This window comes from Streptomyces sp. NBC_00989, assembly GCF_045162655.1.
Lineage (GTDB): Bacteria > Actinomycetota > Actinomycetes > Streptomycetales > Streptomycetaceae > Streptomyces.
Genome location: NZ_CP108728.1, coordinates 10281418 through 10297059, shown reverse-complemented (window position 1 = coordinate 10297059; position 15642 = coordinate 10281418). Strand labels below are relative to the sequence as shown.

The following is a 15642-nucleotide window of genomic DNA, read 5'->3' as shown; positions in this document are numbered from 1 at the left end:
AATGATCCGGAACATCGTCCTCTTCAAGCTCAACGAAGGTCTCACGCGCGAATCCCCCGAGGTCACGGAGGGATTCGAACTCGTGAAGAGACTCAACCAGGAGATCCCCGAGATCCGGCAGTGGGAGGTCGGCTGGCACGTGTTCGGTGAGACACCTGTCTCGTACGACTTCGCCCTGAACAGCCTCTTCGACGACACCGCCGCCTTCCAGCGGTACTTCAACCACCCCTCGCACCTGGCCGCGATCGCGCACTGGATGCACCACGCTTCGTGGGTGGTCGTCGACATCCACGTCTAGGGGCTCGGGCATGACAGGCCGCGCCCTTCCACGTCGGCCGGAGTGGCGGGTGGATCGCCCTGCCGCCAGGCTGACCGCAGACCCACCGGCTCCGCAGGACGGACAGACGCACAAGGGGACTGGTTCCACATGCAGATCGATCTGACGGGACGCACCGCCCTGGTGACGGGCTCGACGCAGGGCATCGGCGCGGCGATCGCCGCCGGGCTCGCGCGCTCCGGCGCCCGGGTGGGGGTGAACGGCCGGAACGAACAGCGCGTCGCGGAGGGCGTCGCACGGCTGGCGGCGGAGGTGCCCGGTGCGGCCTTCGTGCCCGTGACGGCCGACGTGTCGAACGAGGAGGGCGCACAGCGCGCCCTGGAGGCGCTGCCGGAGGTGGACATCCTCGTCAACAACCTGGGCATCTTCGGCTCCGCCGACCCGCTGGAGATCACCGACGAGGAGTGGCGGCGCTATTTCGAGGTGAACGTGCTGGCCGCCGTACGGCTGACCCGCCTGTACCTGCCCGGCATGACGGACCGCGGCTGGGGCCGGATCCAGTACATCGCCAGCGACTCGGCGGTCGTCATCCCGGCCGAGATGATCCACTACGGCATGTCCAAGACCGCGCTCCTCGCCGTCGGCCGCGGCTTCGCGAAGCAGGCGGCGGGCACCGGGGTGACGGTCAACTCGGTCATCGCCGGACCCACCCACACCGGCGGCGTCGAGGACTTCGTCTACGAACTCGTCGACCGCGACCTGCCCTGGGAAGAGGCCCAGCGCGAGTTCATGCGCAAGCACCGGCCGCAGTCGCTCCTGCAACGGCTGATCGAGCCCGAGGAGATCGCCCACATGGTCGTCTACCTCAGCTCCGACCAGGCTTCGGCCACCACGGGCGGAGCCCTCCGCGTCGACGGCGGATACATCGACTCGATCCTGCCCTGACACCCTCAACTCATAGTCGCCGCACGCACTTCACCGCCCAGAACTATGGTGTCCCACCACATGTGCCGCTGACGTGCCCCTTCCTACCGTGTGCCATCACGTACCCGTCCCCACGGCACACAAGGAAGTGGCGCACATGGCCTCCGCACTCACCGCTCCCCCACCCCCCGCCAGCCTCAAACGAATCGTCGCCGCCAGCCTCATCGGCACCACCATCGAGTGGTACGACTTCTTCCTCTACGGCTCCGCGGCCGCGCTCGTCTTCAACAAGCTGTTCTTCCCGGGCTCCGACCCGCTCGTCGGCACCCTGCTCTCCTTCCTGACCTACGCCGTGGGTTTCGCGGCCCGTCCGCTCGGCGCCCTCGTCTTCGGGCACTACGGCGACCGGCTCGGCCGCAAGAAACTGCTGGTGCTCAGCCTGTTGCTGATGGGCGGGGCGACCTTCGCGATCGGGCTGCTGCCGACCCACGCGACCGTGGGGGCGGCGGCGCCGGTCCTGCTCACCGCGCTGCGCCTGGTGCAGGGCTTCGCACTCGGCGGCGAGTGGGGCGGAGCCGTACTGCTCGTCTCGGAGCACGGGGACGCACGCCGGCGCGGATTCTGGGCGTCATGGCCCCAAACCGGCGCACCCGCGGGGCAGTTGCTCGCGACGGGAGTGCTCTCCCTGCTCACCGCCGTCCTCTCCGACGAGGCCTTCGGCAGCTGGGGCTGGCGCATCCCGTTCCTGCTCTCCGGTGTCCTGGTCGCCGTCGGTCTGTGGATTCGTCTCTCTGTCGATGAATCCCCGGTGTTCCAGAAGGCGTTGGCACAGGCGGAGGCCCGCAAGACCGCCGCCCGGACAACATCCCGCAGCACCGAGCCCGAGCAACTCCCGCTCGTCGCCGTGCTGCGCCACCACTGGCGCGACATCCTCGTCGCGATGGGCGCACGCATGGCGGAGAACATCAGCTACTACGTGATCACCGCCTTCATCCTCGTCTACGCCACCACCTCGGCCGGTGTCTCCCGGCAGACGGCGCTGAACTCCGTACTGATCGCCTCCGCCGTGCACTTCGCCGTCATCCCGGCCTGGGGCGCGCTGTCGGACCGGATCGGGCGCCGGCCCGTGTATCTGCTGGGTGCGGTGGGCATCGGGCTGTGGATGTTCCCGTTCTTCGCGCTGATCGACACCGGGGGCTTCGGCGACCTGGTCCTCGCCGTGACCGTCGGCCTGATCCTGCACGGCGCGATGTACGCACCCCAGGCCGCCTTCTTCTCCGAGATGTTCGCGACCCGGATGCGCTACTCCGGGGCTTCCATCGGCGCCCAGTTCGCCTCGGTCGCGGCGGGTGCCCCGGCCCCGCTGATCGCCACCGCCCTGCTGGCCGACTACGACAGCTCGACCCCGATCGCCCTGTATGTGATCGGGGCGGTGGTCCTGACGCTGATCGCGGTGGGCGTGGCCAAGGAGACCCGGCACCGCGACCTGACCGAGATCGAGTCCACCACCGGCGACCGGCCCGCGACCGCCGCGGCGACGGACACGGCGGACGCACCGCCCGCCACGGACACCGCGGGCACGGCGGACGCCCGCACCGCCTGATCCGCACGAACGGCCCACGCCCCACGGGCCCTCGTACGCCCCGCGCCTACGAGGGTCACCGCCGCACCGGATCCGCCAACCGCCTTAGTCTCAGGGCGAGTTGGATCTCCAGGACTCGTCCCGGTTCCTGCCAGTCCTCGCCGAGGAGCCGGCCCACGCGCTCCAGCCGCTGGGCGACGGTGTTGACGTGGACGTGCAGGTCGTCCTTCGTCCGGGCCGGGCTCATGCCGCAGGCGAAGTAGGCGTCGAGGGTGCGCAGCAGATCCGTGCCGCGCCGCTCGTCGTAGCGCACGAGCTGTCCGATGGTCCGCTCGACGAAGCCTCCGACGTCCCGGTCCCCGGCGAGGAGCAGTCCGAGGAAGCCGAAGTCCTCGGCGGCGGCACCGTCTCCGGTCCTGCCCAGCAACCGCAGGGCGTCGAGGCAGCGGCGCCCTTCCTCGTAGGCGGCGACCACGGCGTCGGGCCGGCCGGCGGGGTTCTCGACGGGTGCGGAGGCACCGACGGTGACCGTTTCGTGGACCGCCGCTCCGAGGTGGGCGGCGGTGCGCCGGGCCAGGTCCGTGGCGGTGTCGCCGGGGCCGAGGGGCAGCAGCAGAACCGTGCCGCCGTCGCGGGCGGCGGCCAGTCCGTGCCGGGTACCGGCGAGGTGCGAGGCGGCGGACCACAGGCGTCTGCGGGCGGCGGCCTCCTGCTCGGCGTCGGCTGCCGTGCCGTCGAGCCGGGCGGCGAGGACGACATGGGTGGCGTCCAGGTCGGCGTCCAGTCTGGACGCCCGCTCCCGCAGCAGGCGCGGGTCACGGTCCCGGGCGTCGAGCAGGTCGTCCAACAACTCGCCGCGCACGCGCTGTTCGGCCTCGGCGGCCGACCGTCGGGCGAGCAGCAGCAGGGAGGTGACCATGGCGGCGCGCTCCAGGGTGCGCTGGTCGACGGGGTCGAGGCCGGGGTGTCCGCGCAGCACGAGCGCGCCGAGCAGTTCGCCGCCTGCGGCCACGGCGGCGATCCAGTCGTCCCGGTGCCGCACCGCGTGCCCCTCGGTGCGGGACGCCTCCAGCGCTTTCGTGGGTGTGGCGTCGGTCTCGGTGAACTCGACGACTCCGTCGAGGACTTGGGAGACCGCGGCGGCGACGTCGTGGACCCCGCCGCCGCGCAGGACGAGTTCGGCGAGCCGGTCGTGGACGTCGGAGGCGCGCTCGATGACTCCGCTGCGGTCCTGGATGATCTCGTTAGCGCGCTCCAGGCCGGCGAGGGCCGAGCGGGTCTCGGTGAGCAGGTTCGCGGTGTCGATGGCGGCCGCGGCGAGCGCGGCGAACGAGCCCAGCAGCGCGATCTGTTCCCGCTCGAAGACCCGCGCCCGCCGGTCCGCCGCGAACAGCACCCCGATGACCCGGTGCCCGAGCATCAAGGGCACCCCGAGGATCGCCACCAGCCCCTCGTCCCGCACCCCGGAGTCGATGGTGAGGGTGTGCTGGAAACGGTCGTCCTTGAAGTAGTCGTCGGTGACGTACGGCCGTGCCGTCTGGGCCACGAGTCCGCCGAGCCCCTCCCCCATGCCGAGCCGCAGTTGCTGGAAGCGGGCCGCGACCGACCCCTCGGTCACCCGCATGTAAGTGTCGCCCCTGGCCGGGTCGTTGAGGCTGAGGTAGGCGATGTCGGTGCCGAGCAGCGAGCGGGCGCGCTGGACGATCGCCTGCAACACGGCGTCCAGGTCGCGCAGTCCGGCGAGGTCGTGGGCCGTCTCGAAGAGCGCGGACAGCTCGGCCTCGCGCCGTCGGCGCCCCTCCAGCTCCGAACGCACGCGCAGCGCGAGCACCTTGGCGTGTTCGAGTCCGGCGATCGCCTCGGCCGGTCTACCGTCGGCGCGGGCGAGCAGCACCGGCTGCTCATAGGCGTCGGCGGAGGCACCCCGGGCCAGCAGCTCGAGGAACGGCGTCTCGGCACTGCTCGGTCGCGCTGCGGCACCGGTGACGGTGGCGGAGCGCTCGGCGGACTGCACGTGATCGCTGGACATGCTCACAGGATTCCCCATCGCCGGGCCGGCCGGTCAGGCCTGTGGACAACTCGAAAATCGCGTGCGTACCAGGTGCTTCAGTGCGCGGTCCACCCGCCGTCCAGCACCAGCGAGGTGCCGGTGACGAAGGACGCGTGCGGGCCGCACAGATAGGCGACGGCCTCCGCGACCTCCTCCGGTTCGATGAGCCGCTTGACCGCGCTGTCCTGGAGGAGCACCTCGGTCAGCACGCGCTCCTCGGGGATGCCGTGCGCCTGCGCCTGGTCGGTGAGCTGTCGCTCGACGAGGGGGGTGCGCACATAGGCGGGGTTCACACAGTTCGAGGTGACGCCATGGGGTGCGCCTTCCAGGGCGGCGGTCTTGGAGAGCCCCTCCAGACCGTGTTTGGCGGCCACATACGCGGACTTGAAGGCGGAGGCGCGCAGCCCGTGGACGGAGGACACATTGACGATCCGCCCCCAGCCCTGCCCGTACATATGGGGCAGGGCTCCGCGGATGAGTCGGAAGGGCGCCTCCAGCATCACGGTGAGCACCGTGTGGAAGACGTCGGGCGGGAACTCCTCGATGGGGCGCACCAGTTGCAGCCCCGCGTTGTTCACCAGGACGTCCGTACCGGCGGCGGCGTGCTCGGCGGCGTCCAGGTCGGTGAGGTCGAGGACGTGCGGCTCGACGGTGCCCGCGAGGTCCCGCGCCAGCTCGGCCAGCTCCGTCAGTCCCGGGGCGTCCCTGTCGACCGCTCTGACCTTCGCCCCGGCGGCCGCCAGCCGCAGCGTGCAGGCACGGCCGATACCGCCGGCCGCACCGGTGACCAGGGCGGTGCGGCCGCTGAGGTCGAGGAGGCTCGCGTGGGGTCCCGGGAGGGTGTTGGGCACGGTCATGTGGGGAGCCTAGACAGCGCTCCCGCCCCGCCACATAGGGGCCGAGCACATACTTCAGTCAGAACTCGTAGTGTCAAACCATGTGGGTGCATCAGCCAGGGTCTGCTTGATCCGGAACAGCTGGTGATCGCTCAGCTCGGGCAGCGCGTCCAGCTCGAACCAGCCGACCTCCAGCGACTCGTCGTCGTTCACGGCCGCTTCCCCGCCCACCGCCCGGCACTGCAACGTGATGTCCATGAACTGGCAGGCGTCACCGTTGGGATAACTGATCGGTCCCCCGGCCTTCACCATGACGACCCGCTCCGCGACGCACTCGACGGCCGTCTCCTCGAACACCTCGCGCACCGCGCAGACCGCGGGCTGCTCACCGGGCTCGGGAATGCCGGAGGGCAGCGCCCACTCGTGGTTGTCCGCCCGCTTGCCCAGCAGGATGCGACCCGCGTCGTCGAAGACGACGGCGCTGACCCCGGGAAGCCAGAGCAGTTGGTGCCCCGCGGAGGCCCGGATCGTACGGATGAAATCAGGAGTAGCCATGCACCGACCCTAACGGGACGATCCATGGCTACTCCACGAACTGCCGTGCGCACGGCGGGCGTACAGCAGGCGTACGGCTACACGTCGGCCGCGCGCCGCCCGCGCACACCGGCGGCGACCGCCCAGCCGAGGCCGGCCGCGGCGATGAGCACCAGCGCCATCTCGGGCAGGATGCCGAGCTTCGTGGCCGGGGTCTCCGAGGAGCGCAGCGGCACCTTCTGGACCAGGGAGTCGGCCACGAACATGCCGGTCTTCTGGGTGATCTTCCCGTCCGGCATGATGATCGCGCTGACACCGCTGGTCACCGGGACGGTGACGGTACGGCTGTGTTCGACCGCGCGGACCCGGGACATGGCGAGCTGCTGGTAGGTCATCTCGCTGCGGTCGAAGGTCGCGTTGTTGCTGGGCACGGAGATCAGCTGGGCGCCGTCGGTGACCTCGGAGCGCACGGCCCAGTCGAAGGCGGCCTCGTAGCAGGTGACCAGGCCGATCTTGGCGCCGTTCATGGTGAACACGCCCGGCTTGGTGCCGCGGCTGAAGTCCTGGCGGACCATGCTGGTCCAGTTCTTGTTGATCGCCCCGAGCAGCGAGCGCATCGGGAGGTACTCACCGAAGGGCTGGATCTGCCGCTTGTCGTAGGTGTCGGTCGGGCCCTTCACCGGGTCCCAGAGGATCTGCTCGTTGTAGAGCTTGCCGCCCCGTTCGACGACACCGCCGACCGAGATGGGCGCGCCGATCGCCTTGGCCGCCGCGTCGATGTCGGCGTACGCCTGGGCGTCGGCGAAGGGGTCGACGTCGGAGGAGTTCTCCGGCCACAGGACCACGTCGGGCTTGGCGGCCTTGCCCGCCTTGACCTCCGCGGCCAGCCGCAGTGTCTCCTTGACGTGGTAGTCGAGCACCGCACGCCGCTGGGCGTTGAACTCCAGTCCCGCGCGCGGGACGTTGCCCTGGATGACCGCGACCGTCGTGGTGCCGTCCTCGGCCTTGTCGCTGACCAGGGACCGCGCGGCCACCGCGCCGACCACCGGTAGAGCCACGCTCAGCAGGGCGACGGTCGCCGCGGATCGCCGTACGACACGGGTGCGGCGGCTCTCCAGGGCCAGGCGCACGATCTCGTACAGGCCGAAGCCGCACAGGACGACCGCGAAACCGAGGACCGGGGTACCGCCCACCGCGGCGAGCGGCAGGAAGACGCCGTCCGCCTGGCCGAACGCGATCTTGCCCCAGGGGAAGCCGTGGAAGGGCACACGCGCGCGTACCGCCTCGCCGGCGATCCACAGCGCCGCCGCCCACAGCGGCCAGGCGGGCAGCTTCGACACCGCGGTGATGGCCGCGCCGACCAGCGCGACGAAGATCGCCTCGACCACCACCAGGGCGATCCAGGGCCCGGGGCCGACCTCCACACCGGTCCACACGAGCAGCGGCAGCAGGAACCCGAGGCCGAAGAGATAGCCCAGCCCGAGGCCCGCCTTCCAGCTGCGGCCGCGCAGCACCCACCCGAAACAGGCGAAGGCGGGCAGCGCCAGCCACCACAGGGTGCGCGGCGGGAAACTGACGTAGAGCAGCACTCCGGAGAGCGCGGCTACGGCGGCCGGGACCAGACGGACGAGGCGGGCGAGGCGCGATGCGGGCGCGGCCTGTGGCTCCAGCTGGTCCGACTCGTCCACGGAAGTTGCGGTGACGGTCACTCCGGGAGTGTACGGCGGTCGGCCTCGGCGCCGACAGCACGGTCCGGATGGCAGCGCAGGGCACTGAGCAGGGCCGCAGCAGCATCGTTCCTGCGCAACTCGTCCACAAATCGGTCATCAGCCGTTACGGTGTGCCGGAGCCCCTGTCGTGCGGTCGGTCCAGGCCAGGACGGGCGGGGCCGGTCACGGGTCGGGGGCGGCCCGGTTCAGGGGGCGGCGGGGTGGGTTCCACGGGGATGGCGTCGGCGACCGGTCCGGACGCCGAAGGTGAAAGACGAAACGTTTCGGATGCGGCGGGCATCACGGTGCTCGGATCATGTGCCGCATGGTCGCTGATCACCGCCGCCATGCACGACGGCCGCCCCGAGGGCGTGCTGCTCGCGGTCCTCGCGGTCGCCGCCGGTTACGCGTCGGGGCGCATCTCCGGGGCGCTGGTGCCGGTCGCCGCGCCCTGTGCGGGGGCGCTGGCCGGGCTCGGTGTGGCGCTGGCCGAACCACATCTCGCGCCGGGCCCCCAGTTCGCCGTACCGCTGGGCCACGCCGGTGCGACCGCGGCCCTGCTGACCCTGGCCGTGGGTTCCGCGTGCTGCTCCGCCTGGGCCGCCTCGGCACCGGCCCTGCGGCTCGCGCTGCGGCTGCTGGCGGCCGGGATCACGGTCACCGCGGGCGTCCTGGGCTCGCTCGCGGGATTCGTCCTGTGCACGGCGGTACTGCTGTGCTCGCTCGCCGCCGGCCGGATGCGGCACCGAGGTCTGGGCATCGCGGGCCTGGGCCTGGCGACGGCACTGGTGACCGGCGCGACCTGGGCCGTCGCCGGAAACGTGCTCCCGGACGGGCTGACCGCGTCCCTGGAGGGCCAGTTGACCCCGCACCGGATCCAGCTGTGGCAGGACGCCCTGCACATGGCTCACCGGGACCCGGCCCTGGGGGTGGGCCCCGGACGCTTCGGGGAACTGAGCAGCGCGGCGGCCGAGGCCCTGCTGCCGGACGGCAAGCCGCACTCGGCGCCGCTTCAGTTGGCGGCCGAGCAGGGAATCGTCGGAGTGCTCCTGCTGGCCGCGACCTACGTCTGGCTGCTCCACGCGCTGTGGCGCACCACGCGCTCCACCCCGATCGCGCTCTCCGCGGCCGCCGCGCTGACGGGGCTCGCGATCGTCGCCTCGGTCGGCGACGCGCTGAGCTTCACGTCGGTGTCGGTCGGCGCCGGTTTCCTGGCCGGGCTGGCCACGGCCCACCCGATCGCCGACGACCCCTCACACACCGCACTCGACGCACACGCGCGTGGCGACCGCCTGGCCCCGTGACGGGCGAGGAACGCGTCAGAGCACCGCGCCGGGCTTGGGCGGCGCCAGCCGGTCCGTGATGATCCGTACGGCCGCCTCCGCGTTGTCCACGGTGATCGTGAACGTGTGCCCGTCCCACAGCCGCAGGACGATGCCCTCACCACGCCGTACGACGACCGCGGTGCCCTTCTCGGGCCGCCAGCGGTAGCCCCAGCCGCCCCACTGGCGCGGGGTGACGTGCGGGGCGAATTCGGCGCCCGCGACACTCGCGAGGAGGATGCGGCGGCGCGGCAGACCGATGTGGCCGCAGCGCACTTCGAGGCACTCCGTGTCCACCTTCAGGCCGACGTGCACGAAGGCGAGCGTGCCGAACAGCATGAGCAGTCCGGCCGCGATGCACCCGACGACGGACATGGCGAGCGGGGCGATGCCGGACGTCCAGACGGAGTCCACGGCCAGCTCGATGCCGAGCGCCATGCAGGCGGCACCGGCGAGCGCCAGCAGCCACTGGAACCGGTTGGTGGCGCTACCGGTCCAGATCTCGGTCTGCGGGAAGGTTTCGTCGCGGGGGTGGTCCCTCATGCCTACGAGACTACTCAGGTTTCGCTGCGCGGGTACGGCGTTGCGGAGGGTGACCGTTTTGTGGGGCGACATGGTGGACGCACAGCGTCCGGTGCGTCGCCTGTGGTCAGTGGGCGGGGGTGACGGCCCGCAGGAGCCGGCCCTCGGCGTAGACCGACGCGGCGGCGGGCAGCGCGCCCTCACGGCCGTTCAGGAGCACCGTCACGGTGCCGTCGGGCAGCGCCTCGGGGGCAGGCTTCTCACCGATCCGGCGCAGCGCCTGGGCGGCCACCGCGTCGGCGGAACCGTGCAGGACGAGCGGCGGGCGGTCGGGGCGCTGCACGGCGGCGCGGATGCGTTCGGCGACCAGTTCGTAATGAGTGCAGCCCAGGACGACGGTCGTTACATCGTCGGGGGTCAGCTCGGCGGCCGCGGCGACGGCGGCGTCGATGGCCGGCTCGTCCCCGTGTTCCACGGCCTCGGCCAGTCCCCAGCACGGGACCTCGGTGACCGGCACGCCGTCGGCGAAGTCCTTGATGAGGCCGCGCTGGTAGGGGCTGCCGGTGGTGGCGGGCGTCGCCCAGATCGCGAAGGGCGTGCCACCGGCCGCGGCCGGCTTGATCGCCGGGACCGTGCCGATGACCGGGATGCCGGGCTCCAGGCGGTCACGCAGGGCCGTGAGGGCATGCACGGTCGCGGTGTTGCAGCCGATGATCAGGGCGTCGGGCCGGTGCGCGGCGGCGGCCTCGGCGACGTCCAGCGCGCGCCCCGTGACGTCTTCCGGTGTCCTCGGTCCCCAGGGCATGCCGGCGGGGTCCAGGGAGAGCACGAGATCCGCGTCGGGGCGCACCCGCCGTACCGCCGCGGTGGCCGCCAGAAGGCCGATTCCGGAGTCCATCAGCGCGATCTTCACCCGGCCACGATAGACGATGGCCTCGGTGGACCCGCTGCCGTGGGGCAGACTGCGCCCGTGAGCGCCATCGTGTGGATCGCCGCCGGATCACTCGCCGCCTGGCTGTGGCTGCTGTTGTGTCAGGGCTTCTTCTGGCGCACGGACATCAGACTCCCGGCCCGTACCGACCCGGACGACTGGCCGTCGGTCTGTGTGGTCGTCCCGGCCCGCGACGAAGCCGCCGTACTGCCCGAGAGTCTGCCCTCGCTCCTCGCCCAGGACTATCCCGGGCGGGCGGAGATCTTCCTTGTCGACGACGGCAGTTCGGACGGCACCGGGGAACTGGCCCACGAGCTGGCGTCCCGGCACGGCGGGCTGCCGCTCACCGTGGGCTCCCCCGGCGAACCGCCCGCCGGCTGGACGGGCAAGCTGTGGGCCGTACGGCACGGGATCGGTCTGGCACGCGCGCGTGACCCCGAGTACCTGCTGCTGACGGACGCGGACATCGCCCATGCCCCGGACAGCCTGCGGGAGTTGGTGGCGGCGGCCCGCACCGGCGGGTTCGACGCCGTGTCGCTGATGGCCCGGCTGCGCGTGGAGAGCCTGTGGGAGCGGCTCGTGGTGCCGGCGTTCGTCTACTTCTTCGCGCAGCTGTATCCGTTCCGCCGGATCGGCAAGCCGTCGGCACGTACGGCGGCCGCAGCGGGCGGCTGTGTCCTGCTGCGCACCGACACCGCCGAGCGGGCGCGGATCCCGGACGCGATCCGGCAGGCGGTGATCGACGACGTGGCACTCGCGCGGGCCGTCAAGGGCGGTGGCGGGCACATCTGGCTGGGGCTCGCGGAGCGGGTGGACAGCGTGCGCCCGTATCCCCGGCTGCACGACCTGTGGCGGATGGTCTCGCGCAGCGCGTACGCGCAACTGCGGCACAACCCGCTCCTCCTCCTGGGTACCGTCGTCGGCCTGGCACTGGTGTATCTGGTGCCGCCGGTGACCCTGTTCACCGGTCTGGCGGTCGGGAGTACGGCGACCGCGGTCCTCGGGGGTCTCGCATGGCTGGTGATGACGGGGACGTACGTCCCGATGCTCCGCTACTACGGGCAGTCGCTGTGGCTCGCTCCCCTGCTGCCGTTCACCGCGTTCCTGTACCTCCTGATGACCGTCGATTCCGCTGTGCAGCACTACAGGGGACGCGGTGCGGCCTGGAAGGGCCGCACGTACGCGCGTCCCGACGCCGTCGTCGGCGACGAGAGCTGAAGGCTCACTTGCGACCTGGGGTCCAGTTCATGCCCCACCCGTAGATGCGGTCCACGGTCCGCTGCGGGCTCACCCCGCGGTCGGGGACGAGGTAGCGGGCCTCGCGCTGGACGACGAGATCGCCCCCGGTGTTGGTGATCAGCGCGAGCGCGCACACCGTGGAGGGCACCGTGCACTCGTCGAGCGAGAAGTCGATCGCGGCACCGTGCTGCGGCTGGAGGGTGACCGTGGCGTGCAGGTCGGCGAAGGAACGCGCGCCTTCGTAGATGGTCACGAAGACGAGGATGCGCCGGAAGTCCTTGATGTGGTCGAGGTTCACGGTGAGGTTCTCACCGCTCGTCGACGCGCCGGTGCGGTCGTCGCCGTCGAGATGGATGTACGGGGGCCGTTGCAGGGAGCCGTAGGCGTTGCCGAGGGCCTGGACGACGCCCTTGCGGCCGTCGGCGAGTTCGTACAGGGCGCACAGGTCGAGGTCGAGGTCCGCGTGCATCGCGACCGCCCGGCCGCGTTTGCTGCCCCAGCCCGAGAACTGCTTGCGCACCTCCCAGTTGAGGTTCACGCGCAGGGCACCCGAGGTGCCGCCCTGCTTGGTCAGCGAGACCGAGGGGGCGGCCTTGGTGAGCGTGACCTTCGACAGCCGGACGGGGGTGGTCGGAGGCGGCGCGGGCGGGCCGGCGGGCGGAGCCGCGGGCATCGGCGGCGCCAGGTTCACCGGCGGCCCGGAGGGCGGTGGCATGGTGACGGCTGGTGCCGCCTGCTGCGGCTCGTCCACGGTGATGCCGAAGTCGGTCGCCAGGCCTTGGAGCCCGCTGTCGTAGCCCTGGCCGACGGCCCGGAACTTCCAGGCTCCTTGGCGGCGGTAGAACTCGCCGAGCACGAAGGCGGTCTCGACTGTCGCGCCCGCGCTGTCGAAGCGGGCGACCACGGTGTTCTGTACGGCGTCCCGGACCTCGATGTACAGGTCGGGGACCTGGCCGAACGAACCGCCGTCCGCCGAGGCGGCGAGGACGATGCGGTCAAGGGCGGGCTCCACGCGCGCGAGGTCGACGACCAGGGTGTCGGTCAACCGTCCGCCGACGTTGCCCTTGCCCTCGTGGCGGACCGCGCCGGAGGAGTGCGTGGGCTGGTTGTAGAAGACGAAGTCCCTGTCGGAGCGGACCTTCCCGTCGACCAGCAGCAGGGCCGAGGCGTCCGCGTCCGGGACGCCCGGTCCGGACCGCCAGCCCAATTCGACGCGCAGTGCCGTCGTCGGCACCGGAACATTCGATCCCTTCGGCATCGACATGTCTGCCCCCATCACGTGTCACCGTGCCAGGACACGCCCCGGCAGCCCATCGGGTGTCTACCCGCACAACCTATTCCCCGGGGCGGCAAACGCCCATGAGGGGCGCTGCAACACCGTCGGCCAACCGCTGGTAACCCGCCGGGAACTAGGCTTTTACCCGATCCGAACACGGGTTGATGCCCTTTTTTGGCAAGTTCGCTCGCATTGGGGATCCCATGCCACTGCCGACACGGAAAACAACCCTCTAATCGGTCTCCCCAACCAGCACATCGTGGGCTTAACTTATGTGCCATGACCTCCCCCCGCTCCACTTATGGCGGCGGCTACTACTCCGCCTCCTTCCCGGACACCCCGATCTACGACTCCCTCGTGGCCGAGCGGGGTACCCCGCAGATCGCCCCGATCCGGGTCCCCGCCGCCTACGACATGCCGGGGAGCAACCTGCCGGCGCTGCCGTCGGCACTGCCCGCCCTCCCGGCGGGTCCGTCGCAGGCTTCCTACGGCGGCTATCCGCAGGCGCAGCAGCCCTCCCCGTTGCAGCAGGCGCCCGCCGCCTACATCCCGCAGCAGGCCCCGCCGCGCGGTTACCCCGGGCAGCAGCAACAGCAGCCGCGTCCGATGGCGGCTCCGGCCGGCTACGAGGCGATGCGTCCGGCGGCTCCCCGCCCGGCCCCGGCGCCGTACCAGCAGGACCCGTACAACAACCAGCAGCAGTACCGCGGGTACTGATCCGCACCCTGCGTTGTCGGTGCCGACTGGCACGATGGAGCGATGGGGAATGCGGAGCTGCGGTCGATCCACGTTCATCCGGTCAAGGCCCTCCGGGGCTTCTCGCCCCGGGAGGCTCTCGTGGAGCCTTGGGGGCTGGCCGGTGACCGACGCTGGGTGCTGATCGACGACGGGGGAAAGGTCGTCACGCAACGCGAGCACCCGCGTCTCGCACTGGCCGCCGCCGAGCTTCTGCCCGGCGGCGGTGTTCGTCTGTCCGCGCCCGGCCGTGACCCGCTGACCGTGTCCGTTCCGGAGCCGGTCACCACCGTGGCGATGGAGATCTTCGGTACCAAGGTCGACGCGGTCCCGGGGCGGGACGCCGCGCACATCTGGTGCAGCGACTATCTGGGCTTCGGGGTGCGTCTCGTCCACATGGACGATCCCGCCACGCGCAGACCCGTCGACCCGGACTACGCGCTTCCCGGCGAGACCGTCAGTTTCGCCGACGGTTATCCGCTGCTGCTGACCTCCGAGGCCTCCCTCGACGCCCTCAACTCCCTTGTCGCGCAAGGGGATCACCCGGCCGAGGGCCCGCTGCCCATGAACCGGTTCCGGCCCAATGTGGTCGTCGCGGGCACCGCCGCCTGGGCCGAGGACGACTGGTCGGACGTCGTGATCGGCGAGGTCTCCTTCCGTGTCGCGAAGAAGTGCGGGCGCTGCGTCGTGACCACCACCGACCAGGGCACCGGCGAGCGCGGCAAGGAGCCCCTGCGCACCCTCGCCCGGCACCGCCGTATCGGCGGCAGACTCGTCTTCGGGCAAACCCTGGTGCCCCGCTCGACCGGCACGATCCGCGTCGGAGATCCGGTCCGCTTTCTCGCGTAGGCGGAGTTGTGCCGATGAGCGCGCGAGGTTCCGCCGAAGAGCCCGTGAGGCGGGAACCCTCCCCGTGGGCCCGGTCGTTGAGATCCCGTGAGAAGTTCATGAGAGGCCCGGCGAGAGGTGATTTCGCTCTCTCTTTGCCGGGGCTCTTGGGTGAACGGCCACGCCTGGAGTTATCACGGAGCGGGAAGGGGGTGCGGGACGGTGGGAGCAATCAGGGGTCTGTGGCGTTGGCGGCGCAATCCGCTGCGTCGCGCGACCGATCTGGTCGAGGCCTGGCTGGCTCTCGTGGTCCTGCTGCTGGTCCTGGTCGCCGCACCCGTGATCGGTTCGCTCGTCGGCGCGGTCGCGCAGGACACCCTGCAGCGGTCGGTCCGGGAGCAGCGCGCGGTCCGGCACGCCGTGACGGCGACGGTGGTCAAGAAGCTGAAGGGGGCCGAGCTCGACCCCGACCCCGACTCGTCCACCGCGCGGGACATCCGCAGCAAGGTCCTCGCCGACTGGACCGCCCCGGACGGCAGCGCCCACCACGGCACGGTGATGGCGAGCCTCAACACCCCGCACGCGGGCGACCACTTCAGGCTCTGGACGGACCAGCGCGGACACATAGTGGCCCGCCCGCTGGACTCGGCCACGGCGACGACGCACGCCGTGCTCGCCGGGCTCGGCGCGGCGCTGCTGACCGCAGGGCTCGTCGACAGCGGCAGACGGATCGTGCTGTGGCGCATGGTCCGCCGCAGGTACGCCCGTTGGGACCGGGCGTGGGAGCGGGCGGGCCCGGACTGGGGCAGGACCGGCACCGGCAGCTGACAGCCTTCCAACTCTGGTCAACCCACCGCCCGCACGCACGCTACGGTGG

Annotated in this window: 15 protein-coding genes; 8 read left to right on the top strand and 7 right to left on the bottom strand. The window is 71.5% G+C overall.

Annotated elements, in window-relative coordinates:
* The first annotated feature begins 1 nt into the window (after position 1).
* From OG714_RS46355 to OG714_RS46345, 3 genes are all read left to right on the top strand, one after another.
* Positions 2-298, top strand: coding sequence for a Dabb family protein (locus OG714_RS46355; RefSeq protein ID WP_406130286.1), 297 nt, complete (start codon positions 2-4; stop codon positions 296-298).
* Positions 299-427: 129 nt separating this feature from the next.
* Positions 428-1222, top strand: coding sequence for an SDR family NAD(P)-dependent oxidoreductase (locus tag OG714_RS46350; protein ID WP_406130285.1), 795 nt, complete (start codon positions 428-430; stop codon positions 1220-1222).
* Between the two features lie 136 nt (positions 1223-1358).
* Positions 1359-2804, top strand: coding sequence for an MFS transporter (locus OG714_RS46345; RefSeq protein WP_406130283.1), 1446 nt, complete (start codon positions 1359-1361; stop codon positions 2802-2804).
* A 55-nt stretch (positions 2805-2859) separates the two neighbouring features.
* On the opposite strand, the gene OG714_RS46340 is transcribed toward OG714_RS46345, so the two are convergent.
* From OG714_RS46340 to lnt, 4 genes are all read right to left on the bottom strand, one after another.
* Entirely contained in the window at positions 2860-4812 is a 1953-nt protein-coding gene (locus OG714_RS46340; protein ID WP_406130281.1) for a helix-turn-helix domain-containing protein, read from the bottom strand.
* Between the two features lie 77 nt (positions 4813-4889).
* The gene (locus tag OG714_RS46335) at positions 4890-5690 is read right to left on the bottom strand and encodes a 3-hydroxybutyrate dehydrogenase (protein ID WP_406130280.1); all 801 of its coding nucleotides are present in this window, start codon (positions 5688-5690) and stop codon (positions 4890-4892) included.
* Between the two features lie 54 nt (positions 5691-5744).
* The gene (locus tag OG714_RS46330) at positions 5745-6224 is read right to left on the bottom strand and encodes an NUDIX domain-containing protein (RefSeq protein WP_200682306.1); all 480 of its coding nucleotides are present in this window, start codon (positions 6222-6224) and stop codon (positions 5745-5747) included.
* 77 nt (positions 6225-6301) lie between these two features.
* The gene (gene lnt, locus OG714_RS46325; RefSeq protein WP_406130278.1) at positions 6302-7912 is read right to left on the bottom strand and encodes an apolipoprotein N-acyltransferase; all 1611 of its coding nucleotides are present in this window, start codon (positions 7910-7912) and stop codon (positions 6302-6304) included.
* Positions 7913-8148: 236 nt separating this feature from the next.
* Between lnt and OG714_RS46320 the strand changes: the two genes are divergently transcribed.
* Complete coding sequence (locus tag OG714_RS46320; RefSeq protein WP_406132173.1) at positions 8149-9216, top strand: O-antigen ligase family protein; 1068 nt, start codon at positions 8149-8151, stop codon at positions 9214-9216.
* A gap of 15 nt (positions 9217-9231) precedes the next feature.
* Here OG714_RS46320 and OG714_RS46315 read toward each other — a convergent pair whose 3' ends face one another.
* Both OG714_RS46315 and OG714_RS46310 read right to left on the bottom strand, forming a co-directional pair.
* Entirely contained in the window at positions 9232-9777 is a 546-nt protein-coding gene (locus OG714_RS46315) for a hypothetical protein (RefSeq protein WP_406130276.1), read from the bottom strand.
* 106 nt (positions 9778-9883) lie between these two features.
* Entirely contained in the window at positions 9884-10669 is a 786-nt protein-coding gene (locus OG714_RS46310; RefSeq protein ID WP_406130274.1) for a glutamate racemase, read from the bottom strand.
* Between the two features lie 69 nt (positions 10670-10738).
* Here OG714_RS46310 and OG714_RS46305 point away from each other — a divergent pair, with 69 nt between their 5' ends.
* Complete coding sequence (locus OG714_RS46305; protein WP_406132172.1) at positions 10739-11905, top strand: glycosyltransferase; 1167 nt, start codon at positions 10739-10741, stop codon at positions 11903-11905.
* A 4-nt stretch (positions 11906-11909) separates the two neighbouring features.
* Here the strand turns inward: OG714_RS46305 and OG714_RS46300 are convergent, their stop codons facing one another.
* A complete protein-coding gene (locus OG714_RS46300) occupies positions 11910-13184 on the bottom strand; it encodes a TerD family protein (protein ID WP_406132170.1) in 1275 nt (424 codons plus the stop codon).
* A gap of 297 nt (positions 13185-13481) precedes the next feature.
* Here OG714_RS46300 and OG714_RS46295 point away from each other — a divergent pair, with 297 nt between their 5' ends.
* The 3 genes from OG714_RS46295 to OG714_RS46285 all read left to right on the top strand — a co-directional run bounded on the left by OG714_RS46295 (position 13482) and on the right by OG714_RS46285 (position 15593).
* Positions 13482-13919: a DUF6643 family protein gene (locus tag OG714_RS46295; RefSeq protein ID WP_406130273.1), complete on the top strand. Its 438-nt coding sequence runs from the start codon at positions 13482-13484 to the stop codon at positions 13917-13919.
* A gap of 42 nt (positions 13920-13961) precedes the next feature.
* On the top strand, positions 13962-14786 hold the full coding sequence (locus tag OG714_RS46290; protein WP_406130271.1) for an MOSC domain-containing protein: 825 nt from the start codon (positions 13962-13964) through the stop codon (positions 14784-14786).
* Between the two features lie 201 nt (positions 14787-14987).
* Positions 14988-15593: a hypothetical protein gene (locus OG714_RS46285; protein WP_406130269.1), complete on the top strand. Its 606-nt coding sequence runs from the start codon at positions 14988-14990 to the stop codon at positions 15591-15593.
* Positions 15594-15642 lie beyond the last annotated feature (49 nt).

Excerpts from the sequence above, each read along its gene's own strand:
- OG714_RS46340 (WP_406130281.1), bottom strand. The coding sequence starts at position 4,812 with ATGTCCAGCGATCACGTGCAGTCCGCCGAGCGCTCCGCCACCGTCACC.
- OG714_RS46355 (WP_406130286.1), top strand. The coding sequence starts at position 2 with ATGATCCGGAACATCGTCCTCTTCAAGCTCAACGAAGGTCTCACGCGC.
- OG714_RS46315 (WP_406130276.1), bottom strand. The coding sequence starts at position 9,777 with ATGAGGGACCACCCCCGCGACGAAACCTTCCCGCAGACCGAGATCTGG.
- OG714_RS46290 (WP_406130271.1), top strand. The coding sequence starts at position 13,962 with ATGGGGAATGCGGAGCTGCGGTCGATCCACGTTCATCCGGTCAAGGCC.
- OG714_RS46335 (WP_406130280.1), bottom strand. The coding sequence starts at position 5,690 with ATGACCGTGCCCAACACCCTCCCGGGACCCCACGCGAGCCTCCTCGAC.
- OG714_RS46350 (WP_406130285.1), top strand. The coding sequence starts at position 428 with ATGCAGATCGATCTGACGGGACGCACCGCCCTGGTGACGGGCTCGACG.
- OG714_RS46300 (WP_406132170.1), bottom strand. The coding sequence starts at position 13,184 with ATGCCGAAGGGATCGAATGTTCCGGTGCCGACGACGGCACTGCGCGTC.
- OG714_RS46295 (WP_406130273.1), top strand. The coding sequence starts at position 13,482 with ATGACCTCCCCCCGCTCCACTTATGGCGGCGGCTACTACTCCGCCTCC.
- OG714_RS46330 (WP_200682306.1), bottom strand. The coding sequence starts at position 6,224 with ATGGCTACTCCTGATTTCATCCGTACGATCCGGGCCTCCGCGGGGCAC.
- OG714_RS46345 (WP_406130283.1), top strand. The coding sequence starts at position 1,359 with ATGGCCTCCGCACTCACCGCTCCCCCACCCCCCGCCAGCCTCAAACGA.
- OG714_RS46320 (WP_406132173.1), top strand. The coding sequence starts at position 8,149 with ATGGCGTCGGCGACCGGTCCGGACGCCGAAGGTGAAAGACGAAACGTT.